Genomic DNA, 23272 nt, shown 5'->3' on the forward strand with positions numbered 1-23272 from the left:
AAAACGAATTCCACAATAGAATCCATTATATATTCCTATCCTGATGATCCCCGTTATCTTCTTCCGATTCTTCAGGATATTCAGGAAAAGGAGCATTACATATCAGTAGAAGCAATGCAGCAGGTTGCAAAATCATTGAAAGTGCCCGAAGCCCAGGTTTATAGCGTTGCGACATTTTATAAGGCTCTGAGTCTTGTTCCGCAGGGCAAATATGTCATAAAAATGTGCAACGGAACCGCCTGCCACATCAGAGGTTCAATCAAAATACTCGAGGCCTTTGAAAAAGAACTTGACATCAAAAATGAGGAAACCACAAAAGACGGAATGTTTACACTTCAGACAGTAAACTGTCTTGGAGCATGTGCTCTTGCACCGGTTGTTATGATAAATGACCGTGTGTTCGGCAAGGTAAAAGTCAAGGATGTCCCTGAAATTATTAAGGAGGTCTTATCTGATGATTCTGAATAATCCCGCAGAGCTCGAAAAATACCGTTCATCACTTACAAAAAAAGGAGAAGGTGCAAAGGCAAGAGTCCGCATATGTGCAGGGACAGGATGCCTTTCAAGCGGAAGTGCAGCAGTTTATGATGCATTCATAATTGAAGCACAGAAAAATGATATGAAACTCGGAGTGGACTTTGTCGCCGATTCAACAGGATGCCACGGCTTTTGTGAAAACGGACCGATTGTACAGATAGATCCGGCCAACATATTCTACCAGCATGTAAAAGCAGAAGATGTCAGGGAAATATTTGAAAAAACAATTTTAAACGGCGAACCGGTTGAACGTCTCCTTTATCGTGACGCGGAAACGAAAAAAAGGTGTTCAGATGAGAGCAGCATTCCTTTTTATGCCCATCAAAAGAGGATAATTCTGCAAAGAACAGGTCATATCGATCCAAAGGATATCAATGACTACATTTACTCCGGCGGTTATGCAGGTCTTTCAAAGGCATTATCAATGAAACCTGAGGAGATAGTCAAAGAAGTCATCAATTCCGGCCTTCGTGGAAGAGGCGGGGGAGGATTCCCGACCGGCATAAAATTCGAATCCGCACGTATCGTAGAATCCGAAGTCAAGTATGTTGTCGCAAACGGTGATGAGGGAGATCCCGGCGCTTTCATGAACAGAAGTCTGATGGAAGGCGATCCCCACAGCATAATCGAAGGGATGATAATCGGAGCTTATGCAGTAGGTTCAAATTATGGTCATATTTATGTAAGAAATGAATATCCGCTTGCAGTGACTAACTTACGTACTGCAATAGAAAATGCACGAAATCGGGGCCTTTTGGGCAAAAACATTCTTGGAAGCGGATTTGATTTTGACATTGACATCACTCGCGGAGGAGGCGCATTTGTCTGCGGCGAATCAACTGCATTGATGGCTTCAATTGAAGGTACGGCAGGTGTCCCAAGAGTGAAGTACATCCGCTCAACAGAGAAGGGTCTCTGGGAGTCTCCGGCTGTCTTAAACAATGTTGAAACATGGGCCAATATTCCATACATAATCCTTAACGGCTCGGAATGGTTTTCAAACATTGGAATTGAGAAAAACACAGGAACAAAAGTGTTCTCACTCGTTGGAAAGGTTAAAAACAGCGGTCTTGTGGAAGTTCCTCTCGGCACAACCCTCAGGGAGATAATCTTTGATATAGGCGGAGGTGTCATGAACAAACGGAATTTCAAGGCAGTCCAGAGCGGCGGTCCTTCGGGAGGCTGTCTCCCTGAATCTATGCTTGATACACAGGTTGATTTTGACCATCTGAAGAAGGCAGGTTCCATGATGGGTTCAGGCGGACTCATTGTAATGGACGATCATACATGCATGGTAAACGTCGCACAGTATTTCATCGACTTTCTTGTGGATGAGTGCTGCGGGAAATGTGCACCATGCCGTGAAGGCCTCAAAGCCATGCAGACACTCCTAAAAGGACTTACTTCAGGAACTGCAAGGGAAGGCGATGTAATTCTTCTCAGGCAAATTGCAGAAAAAGTCCAGGTTACAGCATTGTGTGGTCTCGGACAGACTGCAGCAAATCCTGTTCTTTCAACAATGAAATTTTTCCCGGAGGAATATCAGGAACATGAAAAAGAGGGTTTTTGCAGATCAGGCGTATGTTCCGGTCTTTACACATTGGAAATTGATCCGGAGGAATGTACGGGATGCGGACTTTGCGCAAAAATCTGCCCTGCAGAAGCTATTTCAGGCGAAAAGAAAAAAGTGCATATGATCGATAAGAAAATCTGTGTCACATGCGGTTCATGCATTGATGCATGCAAATTCAATGCGATCAGGGTTTTAAGGGTGGAAAAAGATGATTGAAATTACGATTGACGGCAAAAAGATCGAGGTTGAGAAGGAAACCAAAATTCTTGAAGCAGCAAACAGGCTCGGAATTAATATCCCCACGCTCTGCTATCATGAGGGTCTGCCTCCGGACGGCAACTGTCGTCTCTGTCAGGTAGAGGTAGTAAAGGGGGGCAAGAGCAAACTGGCTATCGCCTGCATGTTTCCGGTAAGAGAACCTATGGAGGTTTTCACCGACAATGAAAATGTCATGGAAGCCAGAAGATCAATAATAAAGCTTCACTTAAACCGCTGCCCGCAGGCAAAAATCCTTCAGGATCTTGCAGAAGAATACGGAGTCGAACCTCTTGATGAGCGTTTTGTTGCAGAAAATCCGGATCTCTGCATCCGCTGCGGCCGCTGTGTAAGGGCATGTGAGGCCCTTGGAAACAACTGTATAGGTTTTTCCGGAAGAGGCTGGAACAGGGAAATAGTTCCCCCATTCAATGAACCTCCGGAAGGATGCCTTGGGTGTGCCGCCTGTGCAGAGGTCTGCCCGACCGGTGCTATTGTCGTCAGAGAAGATAATGATACTAGAGAAATCTGGGGCAGGACGTTTAAGCTTGTAAGATGTAAAAGCTGCGGAGACCCGATTGGAACAGAAGAATATATTGAAAAAAGAGGTAAAGAAGAGATTGAAGGAATGGACCTCTGTCCCAGGTGCAAAAAACGTGACGAGGCTGAGAGGGTAGGTAATATATAATTTATCTGATCTCTTTTTTTTAAGAATATTCAACCAGTATTTAATTTTACTACAAAGTAAATCCAAATTGGTTTTAGAATATTTCAGGATTATATTTTATAATTGGATTATATCAGGCACAATGCCATAGGGATACAAAAGTTTATTAAAGTATCCTTTCATCTATTCGTTTGTAACGTCGTAGTGCTGAAAATTAAATTGCACTACAACAGGAGTTGAGAGCAATGGAAAAAACCAGCAAGCTTCTGATGATTTCACCGGAAAAATGTATCAGTTGCGGAACGTGTGAACTGGCCTGCTCACTTGCACATGAGGGCGAGTTCAGACCTTCAAAATCCAGAATATCCGTTCACAGGTTTGATATGGGTGTCACAGTACCCATGACCTGCTTCCAGTGTGATAGTGCAGCATGCGTTGCAGCATGTAAAACCAGCGCACTTGTGAAGGATACTGAAACCGGTATTGTGAATGTTAACAGTCAGAAATGTATCGGATGCAGAATGTGTGAAATGGCATGCCCGTTTGGAAATATTTCGTACAATGCTGTCACTAAAACACCAATGAAATGCGATCTCTGTGATGGTGATCCGGAATGTGCCAAATATTGTCCTACAAAGGCAATCGAATATCTGAATGCCGACAGTTCAACAATAAGGAAGAAAAAAGAATTCTCTGCTAAAATTGCTGCGGCACTCGGGGAGGTGAATATATAATGTACGGATGGACAGGAACTGTGCTCCGCGTAAATCTTACAAAGGGAACAGTACTTAAAGAACCACTGAAACAAAAAGACGCTAAGGAATATATAGGCGGCAGAGGTCTTGGAACCAAGTATTTCATTGACGAAGTCGATCCAAATGTTGATTCTCTTAGCCCTGAGAACAAGCTAATTTATGCAAACGGTCCCCTTACGGGCACAATGAGTGTCAGTGCAGGACGTCATGACATAATTTCGAAGGGTCCTTTAAACGACACTATTGCATCATCCAATTCAGGCGGCTATTTCGGTCCTGAATTAAAGTACGCAGGATACGACATGATAATTATTGAAGGTAAATCCGAAAAACCGGTATATATCTTCATTTACAATGAAAATGTCGAAATCCGTGATGCAGGCAGTCTGTGGGGTATTGATGCCCATAAGACAACAGAAATGCTTCTTGAAGAAACCGATCCTGATGCAAAAATTAGCTGTATCGGTCCTGCCGGTGAAAACCTGTCACGTATAGCTGCAATAATTAATGACAAACACCGTGCAGCGGGAAGAACAGGAATCGGTGCAGTCATGGGCTCCAAAAATCTCAAAGCAGTTGTTGTTCGCGGGACAAACGGAGTTAAGATTGCTGACAAGGCTGCGTTTATAAAAACACTGCAGGTGGCACGCCAGAAGATTAAGGATAACCCTGTCAGCTCAGGCGGACTGCCTGCCTTTGGAACAAATGTTCTGGTAAATATCATAAACGAGGTGGGAGGTTTCCCTACCCGGAACTGGCAGGAGGCCTATTTCAAAGAAGCTGATATGATCAGTGGCGAAACGCAGGCAAAAGATAATCTGACAGGAACAAAGGGCTGTGCAGGTTGTGCCATCGGATGCGGACGTGTGGAAAGAGCACACGGCAAATACGAATCTTCAGGCGAAGGGCCGGAATACGAAACAACCTGGGCTTTTGGTGCAGACTGTGGAGTTACTGATGTGAATGCCGTGATTAAGGCAAATTTCCTGTGCAATGAACTGGGTCTGGACACGATTTCAATGGGCAGCACAATTGCATGTGCAATGGAGCTCTATGAAAAGGGAATCATTGACCGTGAAACCACCGGATATGATCTCAGATTCGGAAACGGAGAGGCAATGGTCAAACTTGTCGAGGATGCCGCATACCGCAGAGGATTTGGTAATGATATTGCTGACGGTTCATACCGCCTTGCAGAAAAGTACGGTCATCCCGAACTTTCCATGACTGCAAAGAAGCAGGAGATGCCGGCATACGACCCGAGGGCAATTCAGGGAATCGGTCTTGAATATGCAACATCAAACCGCGGAGGATGCCACGTCAGAGGATACACAATATCTCCGGAAGTCCTGGGACTCCCGGTTAGCATGGATCCAAAAGTGACTGAGGGAAAACCGGAAATTCTAAAAATCTTCCAGGATTTAACAGCTGCACTCTCATCATCGGGAACATGTCTGTTCACCTCGTTCGCAATAGATGCAAATGATATTGCAGCAGAGCTTGAATCAGTGACAGGTGTAAAATACACCGGAGAGGATATAATGAAAATCGGTGAGAGAATATACAACCTTGAACGTCTGTTCATAATGAAGAACGGTTATACCAAAGCAGACGATACTCTTCCACCAAGACTTCTAAACGATCCAATTCCGGCAGGCCCGGCGAAAGGTATGGTAAGCCACCTTCCCGAAATGCTGCCCTTATATTACGAAGGTCGCGGATGGGATGAAAACGGCGTACCTACAAATGAGAAACTCGAAGAGCTTGGTCTTTTGGACTATGCCCTCTAAAACCAAATAATTATTCCAAAAAATGTCATGAAAATAACTTTTATGGTATTTTTTTAAATTTATTTTTAAAACAGATATATTATTGATAGAGATATTTGTCAGCCTTAAAAATGGGATTATATTTCAAAAAGCCTCTTTTTCAGGCCCTTGTAACAATTGTCAGTATATCATTGTCTTCGAGAACATGGTTCAGGCCAACACGCTGGGCATCGTGCTTTACCGAATTTCCCCATACTTTGGAATATCTGAATTTTTCAACAAAATCACGGTGGAGTTTATTACAGACGGATTCCACTGTTGCAGGTTTTCTGATGATTAAGGGTTCATCCATATCCGGCTTTCCGCCGACAGGCTTTAGATAAATACGAATGAATCCGAGATGATCGTATATTTCGTCCTTGAGTGTTTCAACATTGTAACCGCTGTGGGCTGAAAGCATGATCGGCGGTCTTCCAAATCTTTTGGTCACGTCTTTAACAATATGCTGCCTTGTTTCCTCATCAACAAGATCGACTTTGTTAATTGCAAAAAATGCAGGGATATATACACGGTTACCCATCATTGCGTCAATGAAGTCATCCTGAGTTACTTTTCCACGTACCAAAACATCCGCATTGACAATTTTGTTTTCTGCAAGTATTGCTCTTATTTCTTCAAGGTCAAGTCCGGTATATCCGACAGTGTTAAACCTGATACCACCATTGGATGACTTCTTGATTGTAATATCCGGCTTTTCCCTGTTGATCCTTATACCTGCATCATAAAGTTCGCTGATTAAGACATCGATGTGCTTTTCATTATAGACATCTCCTAAAAGAAGAATCAGATCAGCACCCCTGACCACAGCAATTACTTCTTTGCCGCGTCCTTTCCCCATCGCAGCGCCTGCAATCAGACCAGGTATATCAAGAATCTGAATGTTTGCACCCTTGTGCTCCATTGCTCCGGGAACAACAGTCAGAGTCGTGAAGGCATAATGACCTTCCTCACTCTCGGCACCGGTAAGCTTGTTTAACAGTGTAGACTTACCAACAGAAGGAAAACCGACAAGTACAACTGTTCCGTCTCCTGACTTTTTAACAGAATATCCTTCACCGCCACCTGCGGATGCCATTGCACGGGTGACGGCTTCGTCCTTAATTTTTGCAAGCTTTGCTTTTAAACGCCCGATATGGTGGGATGTAGCCTTATTGTATTTGGTGTTCTGTATTTCGTCTTCAATTTCTTTTATTAGATCTTCAGTGGAGGACATTTTGTGTTGTTATTAATGGGGTTTATCAGGTACTTATTGGTAATGTCTTATTCAAAAGATAATTCTGTTATATGCATGATAAAAGGTTTTTTTAATGCTTATTATCTGCGTGACGGATAACATATGTCTGATTCAGGGAAATATTGAATAATTTTTTTAATCCGTTTTTTAAAGAGAAATATGATTTTTTTAATTTCATAAGGGTTTAAAATCAAAAACCGGTTAAGACGTTTTACACAAAGCAGCTGTAATAGTCCGTTAGCTGATAACCCCGACAAAATCTGCCGATACCTCCACAAACACTATCTATAATGAATATTTATATTCGATTGCTGTGAATGAAAACTCCCCTGACATACAAGAAGTGAAATGGCACACTAAAAATTCCGATGAAATAGCCGGAATTCTGAAAGTCGACATGCAGGGAGTTTCTCCAAAAGAAAGAGAAAAAAGAATAGGGTTGTACGGGCATAATGAAATAAAGGAAGAGGATAAAAAATCCCCGGTATACATTTTTTTTAAACAATTTAGGAGTGTCCTTATTGGAATACTCATAATTGCAGCATTTGTTTCCCTTATTGTAGGGGAAATTATTGATTTTTTTGCAATAATATTAATCGTCCTCCTGAATGCAATTCTCGGGTTTTTCCAGGAGTGGCAGGCTGAACAGGCAATAGCTGCATTGAAGCAGATGCTCGGACTCAAATCTTTTGTTCTGAAAAACGGAATTGAAACTGAGATTTCCGCTTCAGATATTGTTCCGGGAGATATTGTCGTACTTCAAAGCGGAAGAAAAGTACCCGCTGATCTAATAATCATTTCAGCAACAACACTTGATATTGATGAAGCGGCACTGACAGGAGAATCAGTCGCACAGGAAAAGTTCCCCGGAATAACAGATGAGGATACACCACTTTCTAAAAGAACAAACATGGCGTATATGGGCACAACCGTCACCAACGGGAGGGGAACGGGCATTGTTGTTGCAACCGGTATGAATACCGAATTTGGTGAAATTGCAGAGCTTACGGAAAGCATCGTCGATGACCAGACTCCACTTGCAAGAAGCCTTGACACTCTCGGAAAAAACATCAGCGTAATATCCGTCATAGTTGCTTTCCTGATAGTAATGCTCGGAATTATTCAGCAAAGGGAATTAATTGAGATGTTTATGACAGCCATATCCCTTGCAGTGGCGGTAATTCCCGAGGGTCTACCTGCTGTTGTCACCCTTACACTTGCAATAGGCATCAAAAATATGTACAAAAAAAGATGCCTGATAAGACATCTGAGTGCTTCAGAAACACTTGGGTCTGTTTCGGTAATATGTACCGATAAAACCGGGACTCTTACAAAAAATGAGATGACTCTTACCAAAATCTATGTTCCGGAAAATACTTTTGAAGTGACCGGGAGCGGTTATGATCCCAAAGGAGATTTTTTTCTTAAAGGGGGAGAAATTGATCCAATATCGTATCCGGATCTGTCCCGAATTTTAAAAGCAGGACTCATGTGCAATCATGCAATTCTTTCTAAAGAGAATAATGAATGGAAAATTGTCGGCACACCAACTGAAGGTGCACTTGTTGTAGCTGCACACAAGGCATGGATTCCTGAATATGAACTTCCTATTCAGTCAATTCAAAAAGAATTTTCCTTTGATTCGTCACGAAAAAGAATGACAACCGTGTATAAGGAAGAAACAGGATTTTTTGCATACACAAAAGGCGCCCCGGAATTTATTTTATCGCTTTGTACCGGACAGATCTCAAACGGAGAAGAAATACCTATTTCTGAAAAAGAAAAAGAGCATTATAAAGATATTTATGAAAGTCTTGCAAGCGAAGGTTTAAGAGTTCTTGCAATTGCTTATAGAAATCTGGGTTCTGAAATTTACCAGACCGCAGAAGAAACTGAAAAAGATCTTATATTCCTTGGTTTTGCCGGGATAATGGACCCTCCAAGGGAAGAGGTTAAAGAGTCCCTTGATATCTGCAAATCGGCAGGTGTTGATGTAATTTTGATTACAGGTGATTCTGCAATGACTGCAAAGGCTGTTGCAGACGGGGTCGGGCTTGAAAGCAACGGTGTATTAAAAGGCCAGGAAATTGACACACTTGATGATGATTCACTTGCAGAAAAACTGAAATCAGTTAAAATACTTGCAAGGGTTACTGCCGAACACAAACTCAGAATTATTGAGATACTGAATAATGAAGGCCACATCGTTGCGATGACAGGGGACGGAGTCAATGACGCTCCCGCACTTAAAAAGGCAAATGTCGGAATTGCAATGGGAATAAAAGGAACAGATGTTGCAAAGGAGTCAAGCGACATCATCCTCATAGATGATAATTTTGAAAGTATTGTGGAGGGAATTCACGAAGGAAGACGTGAATATGATAATATACAGAAATTCACAAGGTATCTGCTGTCTTCAAATGTAGGTGAGGTAATTGCAATATCGGCAGGTATGATAATGAATCTGCCCCTGATTCTCATGCCGCTTCAGATATTATGGATTAATCTTGTAACTGACGGCATTTCAGCCCTCTCTATCGGACTTGAACCGGCTGAAAAGGATATAATGCAGCAAAAACCTAAAAATCCAGATGAAAAACTGCTTAACCAAAGTGCAGTTACAATTATTTTTAGCATAGGGGCATTCATAGGATTAACAACAGTTTTTCTCTTCATATGCTGCCTGAACAATGATGTTGCCAGGGGGAGAACTCTTGCATTTACAGGAATAATCGTATTTGAACTCATAAATGTTCTAAATTTCAGATCATTTAGGGGGACACTTGGTTCAATAGGATTTTTGTCAAACCCCGCAGTAATTATCGCAATTGCAGCAAGTTTGATAATACAGGTAATTGTTGTATATCATCCATTCTTCCAGGCACTTTTGAAAACAGTCCCGCTTTTAGCTACAGACTGGATTTTAATATTCCTCTTAGGACTGCCTCTTCTACTCGCAGGAGAACTCTACAAATACCTAAGAACCAGATCCTCACAAAAAGAAAAGTCCCACACGACAGGAATATAGAATATTTTTTTGTCAAAAAAATTTATTCAGAAAGGATTTTTTAGTCATCCCTGTTTATCACACTGAATAAATCCCTGACAGCTGACACATAACTTCCGGTTCCTTTTACAAGAGAACCGGTATTTGGTTCGGATGCCAGAACATCCTCATCAAAAGGCAGAAAATGAACAGAAGAAAAAGATTCAGATTCAATTAATCTTTTGCTTTTTTCAATATCATCTTCGTTTCTGATTTTGTTTACAACAAGATGCACATCAGATATTCCAAGCTCTCTTGAAAGCTTTGATGAATGAACCGCAACAGAAAGTGAATTGTATGAAGGCTCGGATACAATGACTGACTTTGAAAAGCCCCCGGACATTGCCCTTCCAAAATGCTCAACACCAGCCTGGGTGTCCATTATTATAACTTCATCGTCTCTTTGTCTCATGTGTCTTAAAATGCTTTTTAGCAAAGCATTTTCAGGGCAGAGGCATCCGTTTCCGGCAGAAACAACACTGCCCATTACAAGAAGACCGAGATTGTCAGTTATCCTGATACCGAATCTTTCAACAACATCGGACACATCAGGATTGAGTTTCATTATATGACCCCATCCGCTCCCGGGTCTTGCTCCGATCTTTTCCTCTATGTAGTCATGATTTTTTGAAAGCGGAATCAACTCAGATGATTTTTCAACAGGATAACCTAGTGAATAGGCAAGATTCTGCTGCGGATCCTCATCGACTGCAAGAACTCTTCTTCCCTCCTTAAGATACAGCATAGACAGAACCGAAGTGAGAGTTGTTTTACCGACACCCCCCTTTCCGGCAACAACGATGCGGCTTTTAGATAAACCGTCTCCATCTTTTTCATGACCGGTTCTGAGGCTTAATTTACCGGATTTTAATCTGTAATTGACAGCCATTTCAACTCATATTCCAAGCTCTTTTCGTTTATTTTCAATATGACTGATGATCAATTCAGCAGCCAATTTAGGATCAGGTTCAACGGCAAATTTTGCATTGACCACTGATTCAACATCCTTTGTCAAAAGGTCCACAACATTATTGCTTCCGGCAATTTTCGGCATGACTCCGAGAACTGTATATACCCCTGATGCAACAAAGTAAGATCCGATAGAAACCGCTTTTTGTGAATACCATTCCGGTGCAGCCCCTGCAACCGGAAGCTTATCGATTCCGACATTCAGTGCCTTTGCAAGTTCTGCCAGCAGGACCAGAATCCTTGAGCAGTCTACACAGGAGCCCATGTGCAGAACAGGCGGCATTCCCAGTTTTTTACATACAGCCTTTAGTTTTGGCCCTCCAAGGAAAGCCGCATCAGGCGTCAGAAGACCTGCTTTGCCCGACGCAATTGCAGCACATCCGGTTTCCACACAGAGAATGTTATTTTTGATAAGTTCTTTTGCAAGAGTCACATGACCATAGTCATGCTTTATTTTTGGATTGTTGCAGCCGACGACTCCGACAGCCCCGAATATGTCGCCTGAGGCAATTACATCTATAAGCGGTGAAAATGTTCCCCCGAGAGCTTCTTTTATTGCCTCCACTGAAAATCCGCTGTATAGTTCAACAGGGTCTCCCGGAATGAACACTTTTTCCGGAATTCTGTTTGGATAATTTTCAACCGCAGTCTTTACAATTGCCCTTGCGGTTTCAACCGCATTTTCCGGTTTGAAATCAAAATGGTATGAACCCGTCATCTTTGATTTATCACTTGTCGAGATAATTTTTGTATGATAGCAGCTTGCCGTTCTTGGAAGGGACGGGAATATGCACTGGTAGTCGACCACCATTGCTTCAAGTGCACCGGTTGTAATAATCAGCTCCTGATTGAAGTGGTTTCCTGCCATAGGAATTCCTTTTCTCATCAAAAGTTCGTTTCCGGTACAGCATAACCCGACCAGATTTATCCCCTTTGCACCGTAGCTTTTGGCAAGATCAATTAATTCCTGTTCACCGGCTGCCTTTACAATCATTTCCGAGAGCATGGGATTATGGCCGTGAAGCGAGATATTAACGTAATCCTCATCAATTACACCGAGATTGACCATAGATTTGTTTATTGCCGGCGTTCCAAACAGAATATCAGAACATTCGGTTGCCATCATTGATCCGCCCCATCCGTCTGAAAGTGAAGTCCGAAGACCGTGTATTAATATATTGGCATAATTCGCACCGACACCCATATGAACACGGTGCATCGCCTCAACAACCTCTCTGTCAACGCTTCTCGGGGTTATTCCGGCTTTTTCCCAGATTTCCCTTGTCTGTTCAGGTGCACGCGAACAGAATCCAAGGGAGTTTTTTATCATTCCGAATTCGTCAAGCAAAAAATATCCAAGGGATACTGCAATTTCATCATTGCTTTTCTGTGATGTTTCAATCCCAAGCTCCTCTGCTATTCTTTTCAGCTTTGCTTCATCTGATATCAGATACCCGGGTGCTTCTCCCTTTCCGGTTTTATAAAGGGTTTCAACAATGTCTCTGCCGTGATCAGAATGCGATGCCGCCCCTGTTGCAATTGTGTCAAGAAGATTTCTTGAAACGACAAGATCAGCATCCGCACCGCACACACCTCTTTCCCGGTGGTGCTCGGAAATTATCCGGCAGGGACCCATTGCACAACGGCTGCATGAGAGACCGTCTGAACAAAAACGGCATGCAGGTTTCTGCATCTCAGACCTGTCCCAGACGGTTTCAATTCCTTCCCTTAATGTATGCATCAGCATCTCTTTGGCTGAATTGTCTATTGTTCTCTCTTCGGCCTTCTGCCTGATTAATTCAGGATTTAAAAGAGCCATTTTTGCACGATCAAAGTCGCAGGTGTCAAATTTCTCTCCGACCAAATCCGGTTTTTTTTCATTCATTTAAGTATTTACCCCCCAAATAATATTTTAAAGACCGGTCAGCCGGTCATTTTAAAGCCCACATTGTATAACATCACATATATTATTTGTCCTGTTTTGCTAAATGGACAGATTTTGCCTTCAAACCATTAGATTTTAAATTATCAAACCCAGGCTTATAAACACCATTTCAAAAAATATCAATACAACAATGTATATATATGTGCAAAGACAACTACTATTCCAGACCATGACAACAATTACAAAAACCAAAAAGGTGATGCCGGTGGAATGGATACCGGAAGAGAACTAAAAGAAGACATTTGTGAATTCTATCCTGATATTGAAAAATTTAAAAAAATAACAGAGGGAAACAAAAAGACTCTGATTCCTGTTTACAAAAAGATTCGGGATACTATCCTCTCTCCAACAGAGACGTATGAATCCCTAAGGGAAAGTTACGGATTCTTACTCGAATCAATGCAGGGAGATGAAAAAATTGCGAGATTTTCGATCATCGGCACCGGGAAGCTTGTTAACCTTACAGCTGATCCTTACGTAAAAATCTCCGGCAATAGAGATTATTTTAGAGACTTACCTGAAATAAACGGATCTGATCCTCTTGACGCACTGTCCCTTTTAATCAAAAAGATGAATTTTAATCTCCCCGATCTTTTTGGATTTTCGGGAGGGCTTGCCGGATATATCTCCTATGATTATGCACTGAGAGCAAATGAAAAGTTAAAAGGAAGTCAGGAAAAGTCAGACTTTCCGCTGGCTGAATTCATGATGCCTGAGAATTGTGTGATCTTTGATCATGAGGAGAAAAGCACCACAATTCTGACATTCATAATGGCAACAGAAAAATCCGACAATGAATGCAGTTACAAAGATGCGGTTTCACGCATTAGAAAGACTGAGAATAAAATATTTTTGAAGACTTCTGTTTCAGACGAATCAGGGACAAAAACAAAACATGATTTTACAAATTCCCAGGTTGGATTAAAGTGCAATCTTTCACGCGAATCATTTGAAGAGATGGTCCAAAAGACAAAGGAACACATTTTTGACGGGGATATTTTTCAGACAGTGATATCAAGGCAGTTTGAATGCCCTTTCACAGGTGACCCCCTGAATATCTACAAGGCGCTTCGAATCATCAACCCAAGTCCCTACATGTATTACCTTGAATTTGGAAAAAGGAAGATTGTTGGTGCAAGTCCTGAAATGCTTGTAAAAACAGAAGGGAGAAATGTAACAACAGTCCCCATTGCAGGAACAAGAAAAAGGGGAGACACTCCAAAAGAAGACGCATTACTAAAAAAAGATCTATTGGATGACAAAAAAGAACGTGCCGAACATATAATGCTCGTTGATCTTGCCAGAAATGATCTTGGAAGAGTATCAGGGTTTGGAAGCGTCAAAGTAACAGATTTCATGCAGGTTGAGAAGTTTTCACATGTCCAGCATATTGTATCAACCATTACCGGTACACTGGATGAAAATTCAGATTCATTTGATGCATTCAGATCATGCTTCCCGGCAGGAACAGTCTCGGGAGCACCAAAATTACGTGCAATGCAGATCATAAACGAGCTTGAAAACAGCAAAAGAGGGCTTTACGCAGGTGCTGTCGGTTATGCAGGCTTTAACGGAAATATTGATTTTGCTATTGCAATACGAACTGTCGTTGTCGAAAACAACAAAGCAGTCTTTCAGTCAGGTGCAGGTATAGTTGCGGATTCTGTCCCTGAAAACGAATATTTAGAGACTGAAAGCAAGGCGGCAGGCATTCTTTCTGCGATAATTTCAGCAGGTGATTTTTCATGAAAATAAAGCAGTATCAGGAATGTTCTGCCGGAGATGAACAAGTTTGTTCATCCAATTCCGCGGTAAAAGTCCTTGTTGTCGACTGCTACGACAGTTTTACATACAACCTTTGCCAGCAGACAGGAAGTCTTGGTGCCGAGCCGGTCGTTTTGAAAAACGACACTTCAATTGAAGAACTAGAGGAAATTGATTTTGAAAGGATTCTTCTCTCGCCGGGCCCGGGAAAACCCGAAGACTCGATGCTGTGCCTTGATGTTTTGGAGAAATATCATAAAAGTGTTCCAATCTTAGGGATATGCCTCGGACACCAGGCGATAGTCCACTTTTTCGGAGGAAAGGTCGTAAGAACAAACAGACCGGTTCACGGGATGGCATCAGAGATAATACACAATTCATCAGGAATTTTCTCAGATGTAAAAAGCCCCTTTAAAGCGGCACGCTACCACTCCCTTGCGGTGTTTGAAGAGACACTTCCAGACTGCCTGAGTGTCACTGCACGAAGTGCCGATGACGGCACTGTGATGGCTGTTTCACACAAAAATTATCCTGTTTTCGGGCTTCAGTTTCACCCTGAAAGCATAATCACAGAATCCGGCGACAAGATCATTGAAAATTTTCTTAGAACAGGGAGTGTTTTATGATCTCAGCATGCATCGGAAAGATTACTGAAAATCTGGATCTTACATTCTCAGAGGCAAAAGCTGCAATGGACGAGATAATGTGCGGGAATGCTACCGACAGCCAGATAGGATCGTTTATCACTGCCCTTAGAATGAAGGGGGAAAATGCAGAGGAGATTGCCGCCTTTGCAAATGCAATGAGAAGATCATCAGTCAGAATAACCCCTAAAACAAGGGGAGTGCTTCTTGACACCTGCGGCACGGGAGGCGATAAAAAAGACACATTCAATATCAGTACAGCTGCCGCCTTTGTTGCAGCAGGTGCAGGTCTAAATGTTGTAAAGCACGGTAACAGCAGTATAAGCAGCAGATGCGGTTCTGCTGATGTGTTAAAGGAAGCAGGCGTTGCAACGGATATTTCACCGGAACAGGTGTGCCGGATTATTGAGGAAAACGGCATCGGCTTTTTGTATGCACAGACCCACCATCCGGCAATGAGATACGCCGGAAAGGTCAGAAAAGAGATTGGTATCAGAAGCATTTTCAACCTGCTTGGACCTCTCACAAATCCTGCCGGTGCCGATGCACAGCTAATGGGAGTCTATGATGAATCACTCACATTAAAAACAGCTGAGGTCCTCAGGCTTTTAGGCACCAAAAGTGCGATGGTTGTCAACGGTGACGGCTATGACGAGATTACAACAACAGGGATTACAAAGGTTTCAGAGCTTAGAGAGGGTAAAATTACCTCATACGAAATCAATCCTTCCTCTTTCGGATTTGAAAGGGCCTCTGAAAGCGATCTCAAAGGCGGAGATCCAAAGAAAAATGCAGAAATTCTTTTTGATATTTTAAACGGTGTCGAGGGACCCAAAAGAGACATTGTACTGTTAAACGCCGGTGCCGCAATATACACGGGATTCGGTGCAGATTCGCTTGAAATGGGAATCAGAATGGCTGAAAAATCAATTGACTCGGGTAAAGCCGGAATGAAACTTGAAAATTTAATCAGACTTTCAGGAGGCAGGAGATGATTATTGACGATATTATAAATGAAGCAGGGATACGTGCATCAGCCCTGAAAGAATCCGGAGGAAAAGAGCGGGAAAATGATTCCGGCTACAAACCTGTAAGCCTTAAATCCGCGATAAAAAAATGCAGTGACAAAAATGCAGTGATTGCTGAGATTAAATACAGATCTCCGGCAGAGGGAAATCTGAAGACTACTCTTGCACCAGGGAGCATTGCAAAGGTCTACGAAAGCGGAGGATGCACTGCGATATCAGTCTTAACAGAAAGCACATATTTCGGCGGAAATCTCGAAAATATCAATCTTGCCAGAATAAGCACACGCCTCCCAATATTACGAAAAGACTTCATCGTTGATGAGGCTCAGATAATCGAAACAGGAAAAACACCTGCTGATGCTCTGCTGCTGATTGCAGGAGTGGTAAAGGAAAACCTGAAAGATTACATAGCCCTTTCAGAATCACTCTCACTTGAGGCTCTTGTCGAGGTTCACACAGTAAAGGAAGCTGAGGAAGCGATAAAATCCGGTGCGGAACTGATCGGGATAAACAACAGAGACCTGAAAACCATGAAGACAGACATCAGCAAAACTGCGGAGATATCCTGCCTCATTCAGGATGCAGGTGTTTTAAAAGTCAGTGAAAGCGGCATAAAAACCCCTGAAGATGTTATAAAACTAAAGAAGCACTGTGATGCCTTTTTGATAGGGACCTCGCTGATGAACTCTGATTCTTTAAAATCAACACTGGAGGGATTTGTATTCGCATAAAAGTCTGCGGTATCACAACAAAACGAGATGCCCTCATAGCAGAAGAAGAAGGTGCAGACGCGATAGGTGTTGTGGTATGCTCTGAGTCCAAAAGGAGTGTTACGATCAGAAAAGCAAGAGAGATTTTTGACTCACTTGCCCCAAATACTGAAAAAATCTGTGTTACAAACACGGAGAATGAATCTGATATAGATATTATTCTCTCCCTTAAACCGACCGCAATTCAGGTTCCGGTGTCACTTAAAATACCAGAAGGCTCACGGACGAAAATATACCGGGTTATATCAAGAGGAAATGAGTGCCCTCTAAACTGTGATGCCGTTGTTATTGATGAAAGCAAAGGCAGAGGCGTCCCCTTTGATCAGGAATTTGCAAAAGAGATTATTGAAAAATCAGGTGTTCCGGTTATACTTGCAGGAGGCCTGTGCCCTGAAAATGTCGGACAGGTGATTGAAAATCTCTCACCTTATGCGGTTGATGTCTCATCAGGCGTTGAAACAATTCACGGAATTAAGGACAGAAAAAAATTAACTGAATTTGTCAGGATTTGCAGGGAGGCATGAATATGGCTGATAACGGATATTTTGGAAAATACGGGGGACAATATGTCCCTGAAACACTAATGGCGGCACTTTACGAACTTGAATCAGAATACAAAAGACTAAAAGACGATCCTCAGTTTGTATCAGAGCTGGATTATTTCTTAAAGGAGTATGCAGGCAGAAGGACTCCTCTTACATTCTGCAAAAACATGTCAGAATTCTGCGGATGCAAAATATACCTCAAAAGAGAGGATCTCCTCCACGGCGGTGCACACAAACTGAACAACACCCTCGGACAGGCTCTTCTTGCAAAAAAAATGGGAAAAAAACGCCTCATTGCAGAGACTGGTGCAGGACAGCACGGAGTAGGTACAGCGATGGCAGGCGCCGTTCTTGGCATGCCTGTTGAGATATTCATGGGAGAAGAGGACTGTGAAAGGCAAAAGCTCAATGTATTTAGAATGGAGCTTCTCGGTGCAAAAGTCCACCCTGTTTCAGGCGGAACAAGAACTCTTAAAGATGCGACAAATGAAGCACTCAGGGAATATGCGGCAAGTGTAAACGATACGCACTATCTCATAGGATCAGTTGTCGGCCCGCATCCTTTCCCCACGATTGTAAGGGATTTTCAGTCTGTAATCGGCAGTGAAACAAGGGATCAGTTTATGGAAAAAGAAGGGCGTCTTCCCGATGTTGCGGTTGCATGTGTCGGGGGAGGCTCAAATGCAATAGGGATGTTTCATCCGATGATTAAAGATGATGTCAGGCTGATAGGTGTTGAGGCCGGCGGAAAGGGAGCCGGTTTTGGTAAAAACGGTGCAACTCTTACAGCAGGAAAACCCGGTGTTCTTCACGGTGCACTCTCATACCTTATTCAGGATGATGACGGACAAATCGGAGAAACCCATTCAATATCGGCAGGTCTTGATTATCCGGGAGTCGGCCCGGAACACAGCCATTTAAAGGATCTAAGAAGGGTTTTGTATTCATCTGCAACAGACAGCGAAGTTCTGGAGGCATTTTCATTCCTCTCAAAAACGGAAGGGATTATTCCTGCACTTGAGTCGTCGCATGCAATATCGTATGTTCTCACTCACAAAGACGAGTTTGAAAAAGACGACATGGTTGTAATCTGCCTTTCAGGAAGAGGCGACAAGGATGTATCGGCAGTAGCCGGGATACAGGGGTGAATCAAAAAATGCTATCCGAAAATTCACAAAAAATCTCTGAGAATCTGAAAATCCAAAGTAATATTGGCAAAAGCAGACTGTCGTCTGCATTTAAAAAACCTGCATTTGTTGCATATACAGTTGCAGGCGATCCCTCTTTTGAGGCATCAATTGAGGCTGCAAAGGCATTAATTGACGGCGGATGCACTGTTTTGGAACTTGGAGTCCCTTTTTCAGATCCAGTTGCAGACGGCGATGTGATTCAGCGTGCCGACAACAGAGCCATCAGGGCAGGAATTAAAACAGGGGATGTATTTCGTCTTGTAAAAGAGATTAGAAAATTTTCTGAGATTCCGATTGTCTTTTTGGTCTACTTCAATATTGTTTACCAGAGAGGCCAAGGAAATTTCTACAGAGAGGCCAAAGAGGCTGGTGTTGACGGGATACTCATTGTCGATCTTCCTCCTGAAGAAGCAGGTTTTGCATGTGAACTTTCCCGCAAATACGGAATTGACCAGATATTTCTCGTAACCCCGACAACCTCTGATGAAAGGCTTGACATGATTGCAGGCCTTGCATCCGGTTTCATCTATCTTGTATCATCCCTCGGGGTTACAGGTGTCAGGAAGAACATTTCAACAGATGCCTTTCTTGTTCTTAACAGAATAAAGGAGAGAACAGACATCCCTGTTGCAATAGGCTTTGGTATTTCAAAACCGGAGCATGCAGCCAAGATCATAAGAAGTGGTGCCAACGGGGTGATTGTCGGAAGTTACATTGTCTCAGTTATTGAGAAGAACCTGAATAATCCTGACATAATGTGTGATGAACTGCGCCTTTTTACAAAAATGATGATCAAAGGAATTGCCGGAGAACAAATTTAAAAATAATCCGGCATTTTTTTGAATCAGCCACAGGATCAAATGATTAGAATTAAGTAGTTGGGAAAACTACATTAGTTGCACAATTTTAGCTGATATAGTGTAGGGGACAATCATGCAGGACTCTCACTCCTGCGACTGGGGTTCAAATCCCCATATCAGCACTCCTTTCTGAAGTTAAGAGCTCAAACGATTTTGACGAGCAAAAACTGTCAGACTCTTTTGAATTATTCATCCGGAATAATTCTGATTATCTTTTAAGCAAGAATTCAGACTCCAATTCTAAAATTTCCAGGATGCAGGAAATGGATATTCTAAAAGCATGATCAAGACGATGATGTAGAACAGCATAAACACAAAGGAATTTTTGAGACATACCTTCACCTGTGCAACAAGGATATTGACAACAAAATTTTCCCTAAAAAACGGCATTATCACATACCTAATCAAATTGAAAGCAGAAGGCCTGATGCTGTTCAGTGTAAAAACTGCAAAACTGTTTACCAGGGAACATTTTCCGCATGTATAAAGTGGAGAATGCCGCCTGAAAATATACCCAATGACAAAAAATGCGTAATGTCACTTCAACCAGAACCTGAGAGTCATATATTCTGAAGATCCTATAAAGCGGCATAGTGAGTTCATTCAAAAATGCGTGAGCCATACTTCGCTCTTAAGATATGCAAACGTTACCAAAAATCAGGGATTACCCCATCATGAATCAAATGTTCAGATTCCTTAATCCTGTTTATTCTGAAATTTCACGTATTTGAAGACCTCCATGCTCACTATTATTAGAGAAGCGATTGCAAGCAGCGAAATCCATGTATGAAGACTCACCGCTTCGATATCAAGCAGATCCTGCATGAACGGCGTCATCATTGCCAGAATGTGGATTCCCTGCGCCACAACAATTCCGAATATCAGATAATAGTTATTCTTCAGCGGTATACTGAACAAAGACCTGTATTCTGACCGACAGTTAAGTGCATGGGCATTTTCAAGAAGAACCATCAAAAGCACTACCACGTTTCTTGCCGAATATTCATCCCATCCCTCGGATATCAGCAACACATAGGCGGCAAATGCAATAAGCCCGATTATGGTGCCCGCAATTATAGTCTCTTGTATCATCAGCGAATTGAAAACGCCTTCTTTGGGATTTCGCGGTTTTCTTTTCATCGCTTCAGGTTCCCCTGCCTCGAATGCAAGTGCAACGTCCTGTATCCCGTTCGTGACAAGATTAATCCAAAGGAGCTGTACTGCAAGAAGCGGAAGCGGAAGTCCAACGAACAGGGCAAGGGTAAAAAGGATTATCTCGGCAAAACCGGTGGAGATAAGCAGATATGTTACCTTTCTGATATTGTCATAGGCAAACCTGCCCTCTTCTATCCCTGCAACGATTGAAGAGAAGTCATCATCTGTGATGATCATCGAGGCGCTGTCCTTGGCCACATCAGTTCCGGAACCCATCGCAACTCCAATATTTGCCTTTTTAAGAGCAGGTGCATCATTTACACCATCGCCGGTAACTGCCACGAAATGACCGTTTTTGACCATTCCGTCCACTATCAGAAGCTTCTGAACAGGGCTGACACGGGCAAAAATCCGGCTCATGCTGATCCTTTCAAAAAACTCAGGCAGTTCCAGTGATTCTATTGCATCAAGTTCACTGCCAGTAACTACGGCGGATTTTTCATCAGCAAGACCAAGTTCCCTTCCGATCGTAAATGAGGTTTCAGGGTGGTCTCCTGTTATCATTGCCACATCCACCCCCGCCTTTTTACACATTCGGATCGCTTCACGCACATTGGGCCTTATCGGATCTATAAAGCCAATTATACCAAGATACGTGAGCGGGGGACAGACCTCTTCGAGTTCAAGGCTGCCTTTTGGCATCTCTTCAAGAGTGCCTTTAGCAATTGCAAGGACACGGTAGCCGTTTTGGGTCAGTAAACGAAGGTGTTCATCCGTCTTTTTTTTCTCAAGCGGGACTCTTGTACCCCCGGCCTGCATATCATAGCAGTACTGTAAAAGGACTTCATATGCCCCCTTTGCACTCACCCTGATTATTCCGGACTCATCGGTGTAGTATACAAGAGAATAGCGCTGTTTCGGTTCATAAGGGATCATCCTCATTATGCGAATATCATTGTGTATCCTGTCCGGTTCGACTCCTGCCTTGTACCCGAAAGAAAGAAGTGCAACATCCATCTCATCCCCGTCATGAACCCAGGAACCTTCTTCAAGGAACAGGCTTCCTTCATTGCAAATTGCCGCGTTTAATGCAAGGTTTTGTAGCAAAACTACCTGAGACGGGCCCGGATGCTCTCCATCCAAAAGCAGTATCTCTCCCTCCCCCACATATCCTGCACCTGTTATATCAAAAATGTCCCCGGAAGGAAGAATAACCCTCTTAACCATCTGTTCATTAACGGTCAGGGTCCCTGTCTTGTCGGTGGCGATCATCGTACAGCTTCCAAGACTTTCTACTGCGGTCAGATTCCTGACGATCACATTCCGTTTTCCCATCCTGCTCGCCGCTATCGATAGTGCCACTGTGATGGCAACCGGAAGCCCTTCCGGTATTGCTGAGACCGCGAGTGCCACGGCAAGAAAAAAAACATCGGTGACCGGAGTGCCCCTCGATAATGATACGATGGCCATGAGGGAGCATGCACCTATGACTATAAATCCGATATCGCGGGAAAATTTCTCCATCCTGATCAACAGAGGCGGTTTTGTGACCCCTGCAGCTGCTAACACCTTTGCGATCATTCCCACTTCGGTTTTTATGCCCGTGGCGGTTACGATTCCTGCACCCCTCCCGGTCATGACAACAGTCCCGCCGAATGCCATATTCTTCCTGTCGCTGACTGGGACGTTGTCTTCCAATATCGTGATCTCTTTCTCCACGGCAACAGATTCCCCGGTGAGAAGTGATTCGTCGATTTGTATGTTAGAGGCATGTACCAGGCGGAGGTCAGCCGGGACACGAATGCCTGACCTGAGCATCACCAGATCACCTGGAACGAGTTTGGAAGCGTCAATTTGTACTGTTTTTTTGTCTCTGTGCACGTGTGCAGAAATCCTAAGCAGACCCTTAAGCCTGCTTGCACTCTGTTCTGCCTTCCACTCCTGTACCATACCTATTAAAGCGTTTAACACCACGACAAAAAGGATAAAAAAACCATCCTTGTAGTCCATAAGAATAAAAGAGAACAGGGCAGCGATCAGCAGAATATAGATGAGAGGGCTTTTGAACTGAGAGAGAAATATTCTAAAAATACCAGGGGGTTTTCGCACAGGCAGGCTGTTTGGGCCATACTGCTGCAATCTTTTTGATGCCTCTTCGCCAGTAAGCCCGTCAGGGCCGGTGCTAAGCTTTTTGTAGACGTCCTCAATAGTCAGAGAGTGCCAAACAATTGAATCGCCTAATTCTGATTTGACCATATATAAGATGAGATAAATATTTTGAGATCGTTGATAGCCATAAAGGATATAAAATGATAAAAACATTTGCTGAAGCTTAATTTTTTTAAAACAATTTCATTCAATATCGATGTATTCTACAAATGCGAAAAAATGCTGATTTTATGCTGTAAATTTTCTAAAGTCCCTGTATCTGATTCAAAAATATACAAAATCCCTAATTAATCATGTCCAAAAAATAAAAAAATCTGAATGCTTAACCGTGGATAAG

16 protein-coding genes, 1 tRNA gene and 1 pseudogene are annotated in these 23272 nt (G+C 42.8%); 14 read left to right on the forward strand and 4 right to left on the reverse strand.

The genetic code is table 11. The features are described 5' to 3' along the window. Positions 1–12 precede the first annotated feature (12 nt). The 5 genes and pseudogenes from nuoE to F1737_RS06790 form a co-directional block, all read left to right on the forward strand. Positions 13–468, forward strand: a pseudogene (gene nuoE / locus F1737_RS06770) (NADH-quinone oxidoreductase subunit NuoE); the annotation flags it as partial. Further along, positions 455–2326, forward strand: a complete 1872-nt coding sequence (locus tag F1737_RS06775; RefSeq protein WP_317135841.1) for an NADH-ubiquinone oxidoreductase-F iron-sulfur binding region domain-containing protein — start codon at positions 455–457, stop codon at positions 2324–2326. The pseudogene nuoE and the gene F1737_RS06775, both read left to right, overlap by 14 nt. Next, on the forward strand, positions 2319–3053 hold the full coding sequence (locus F1737_RS06780) for a 2Fe-2S iron-sulfur cluster-binding protein (RefSeq protein ID WP_317135842.1): 735 nt from the start codon (positions 2319–2321) through the stop codon (positions 3051–3053). Before F1737_RS06775 ends, F1737_RS06780 begins: the two co-directional genes overlap by 8 nt. A gap of 224 nt (positions 3054–3277) precedes the next feature. Beyond that, positions 3278–3766: a 4Fe-4S dicluster domain-containing protein gene (locus F1737_RS06785; protein WP_317135843.1), complete on the forward strand. Its 489-nt coding sequence runs from the start codon at positions 3278–3280 to the stop codon at positions 3764–3766. Next, positions 3766–5577: an aldehyde ferredoxin oxidoreductase family protein gene (locus F1737_RS06790; protein ID WP_317135844.1), complete on the forward strand. Its 1812-nt coding sequence runs from the start codon at positions 3766–3768 to the stop codon at positions 5575–5577. The genes F1737_RS06785 and F1737_RS06790 overlap by 1 nt, the downstream gene beginning before the upstream one ends. A gap of 139 nt (positions 5578–5716) precedes the next feature. Here F1737_RS06790 and F1737_RS06795 read toward each other — a convergent pair whose 3' ends face one another. Continuing rightward, positions 5717–6829, reverse strand: a complete 1113-nt coding sequence (locus F1737_RS06795) for an OBG GTPase family GTP-binding protein (protein WP_317135845.1) — start codon at positions 6827–6829, stop codon at positions 5717–5719. Between the two features lie 364 nt (positions 6830–7193). Between F1737_RS06795 and F1737_RS06800 the strand changes: the two genes are divergently transcribed. Beyond that, positions 7194–9878 (forward strand): cation-translocating P-type ATPase, encoded by a 2685-nt coding sequence (locus F1737_RS06800; protein ID WP_317135846.1) that lies wholly within the window; start codon positions 7194–7196, stop codon positions 9876–9878. Positions 9879–9918: 40 nt separating this feature from the next. Here the strand turns inward: F1737_RS06800 and F1737_RS06805 are convergent, their stop codons facing one another. Together F1737_RS06805 and cooS are read right to left on the reverse strand one after the other, a co-directional pair. Beyond that, positions 9919–10785 carry an ATP-binding protein gene (locus F1737_RS06805; RefSeq protein ID WP_317135847.1) on the reverse strand — a complete coding sequence of 289 codons (867 nt, stop codon included), beginning with the start codon at positions 10783–10785 and terminating at the stop codon, positions 9919–9921. A 6-nt stretch (positions 10786–10791) separates the two neighbouring features. Continuing rightward, positions 10792–12750, reverse strand: coding sequence for an anaerobic carbon-monoxide dehydrogenase catalytic subunit (gene cooS / locus F1737_RS06810; protein ID WP_317135848.1), 1959 nt, complete (start codon positions 12748–12750; stop codon positions 10792–10794). 270 nt (positions 12751–13020) lie between these two features. On the opposite strand from cooS, the gene trpE reads away from it, so the two are divergent. From trpE to F1737_RS06850, 8 genes are all read left to right on the forward strand, one after another. Beyond that, on the forward strand, positions 13021–14559 hold the full coding sequence (gene trpE / locus F1737_RS06815; RefSeq protein WP_317135849.1) for an anthranilate synthase component I: 1539 nt from the start codon (positions 13021–13023) through the stop codon (positions 14557–14559). Then, the gene (locus tag F1737_RS06820) at positions 14556–15200 is read left to right on the forward strand and encodes an anthranilate synthase component II (RefSeq protein ID WP_317135850.1); all 645 of its coding nucleotides are present in this window, start codon (positions 14556–14558) and stop codon (positions 15198–15200) included. The genes trpE and F1737_RS06820 overlap by 4 nt, the downstream gene beginning before the upstream one ends. After that, the gene (gene trpD, locus F1737_RS06825) at positions 15197–16213 is read left to right on the forward strand and encodes an anthranilate phosphoribosyltransferase (RefSeq protein WP_317135851.1); all 1017 of its coding nucleotides are present in this window, start codon (positions 15197–15199) and stop codon (positions 16211–16213) included. Before F1737_RS06820 ends, trpD begins: the two co-directional genes overlap by 4 nt. Then, positions 16210–16977 carry an indole-3-glycerol-phosphate synthase gene (locus F1737_RS06830; RefSeq protein ID WP_317135852.1) on the forward strand — a complete coding sequence of 256 codons (768 nt, stop codon included), beginning with the start codon at positions 16210–16212 and terminating at the stop codon, positions 16975–16977. Before trpD ends, F1737_RS06830 begins: the two co-directional genes overlap by 4 nt. A gap of 11 nt (positions 16978–16988) precedes the next feature. Next, on the forward strand, positions 16989–17540 hold the full coding sequence (locus F1737_RS06835; RefSeq protein ID WP_317137874.1) for a phosphoribosylanthranilate isomerase: 552 nt from the start codon (positions 16989–16991) through the stop codon (positions 17538–17540). Positions 17541–17542: 2 nt separating this feature from the next. Then, entirely contained in the window at positions 17543–18709 is a 1167-nt protein-coding gene (gene trpB, locus F1737_RS06840; RefSeq protein WP_317135853.1) for a tryptophan synthase subunit beta, read from the forward strand. A gap of 8 nt (positions 18710–18717) precedes the next feature. Continuing rightward, entirely contained in the window at positions 18718–19572 is an 855-nt protein-coding gene (gene trpA / locus F1737_RS06845) for a tryptophan synthase subunit alpha (RefSeq protein ID WP_317135854.1), read from the forward strand. A gap of 88 nt (positions 19573–19660) precedes the next feature. Continuing rightward, positions 19661–19733: transfer RNA gene (locus F1737_RS06850), tRNA-Glu, on the forward strand. Between the two features lie 574 nt (positions 19734–20307). Here the strand turns inward: F1737_RS06850 and F1737_RS06855 are convergent. After that, positions 20308–23022 (reverse strand): cation-translocating P-type ATPase, encoded by a 2715-nt coding sequence (locus F1737_RS06855; protein WP_317135855.1) that lies wholly within the window; start codon positions 23020–23022, stop codon positions 20308–20310. Positions 23023–23272: the final 250 nt, after the last annotated feature.

Source organism: Methanoplanus sp. FWC-SCC4, assembly GCF_032878975.1.
In the GTDB taxonomy this organism is placed as follows: Archaea; Halobacteriota; Methanomicrobia; order Methanomicrobiales; family Methanomicrobiaceae; genus Methanochimaera; species Methanochimaera problematica.

Coding starts and splice junctions, on each gene's coding strand:
- F1737_RS06790 (WP_317135844.1), top strand. CDS start 3,766: ATGTACGGATGGACAGGAACTGTGCTCCGCGTAAATCTTACAAAGGGA.
- trpA (WP_317135854.1), top strand. CDS start 18,718: ATGCTATCCGAAAATTCACAAAAAATCTCTGAGAATCTGAAAATCCAA.
- F1737_RS06785 (WP_317135843.1), top strand. CDS start 3,278: ATGGAAAAAACCAGCAAGCTTCTGATGATTTCACCGGAAAAATGTATC.
- F1737_RS06820 (WP_317135850.1), top strand. CDS start 14,556: ATGAAAATAAAGCAGTATCAGGAATGTTCTGCCGGAGATGAACAAGTT.
- F1737_RS06805 (WP_317135847.1), bottom strand. CDS start 10,785: ATGGCTGTCAATTACAGATTAAAATCCGGTAAATTAAGCCTCAGAACC.
- cooS (WP_317135848.1), bottom strand. CDS start 12,750: ATGAATGAAAAAAAACCGGATTTGGTCGGAGAGAAATTTGACACCTGC.
- trpE (WP_317135849.1), top strand. CDS start 13,021: ATGGATACCGGAAGAGAACTAAAAGAAGACATTTGTGAATTCTATCCT.
- F1737_RS06795 (WP_317135845.1), bottom strand. CDS start 6,829: ATGTCCTCCACTGAAGATCTAATAAAAGAAATTGAAGACGAAATACAG.
- trpB (WP_317135853.1), top strand. CDS start 17,543: ATGGCTGATAACGGATATTTTGGAAAATACGGGGGACAATATGTCCCT.
- F1737_RS06855 (WP_317135855.1), bottom strand. CDS start 23,022: ATGGTCAAATCAGAATTAGGCGATTCAATTGTTTGGCACTCTCTGACT.
- F1737_RS06775 (WP_317135841.1), top strand. CDS start 455: ATGATTCTGAATAATCCCGCAGAGCTCGAAAAATACCGTTCATCACTT.
- F1737_RS06780 (WP_317135842.1), top strand. CDS start 2,319: ATGATTGAAATTACGATTGACGGCAAAAAGATCGAGGTTGAGAAGGAA.
- trpD (WP_317135851.1), top strand. CDS start 15,197: ATGATCTCAGCATGCATCGGAAAGATTACTGAAAATCTGGATCTTACA.
- F1737_RS06830 (WP_317135852.1), top strand. CDS start 16,210: ATGATTATTGACGATATTATAAATGAAGCAGGGATACGTGCATCAGCC.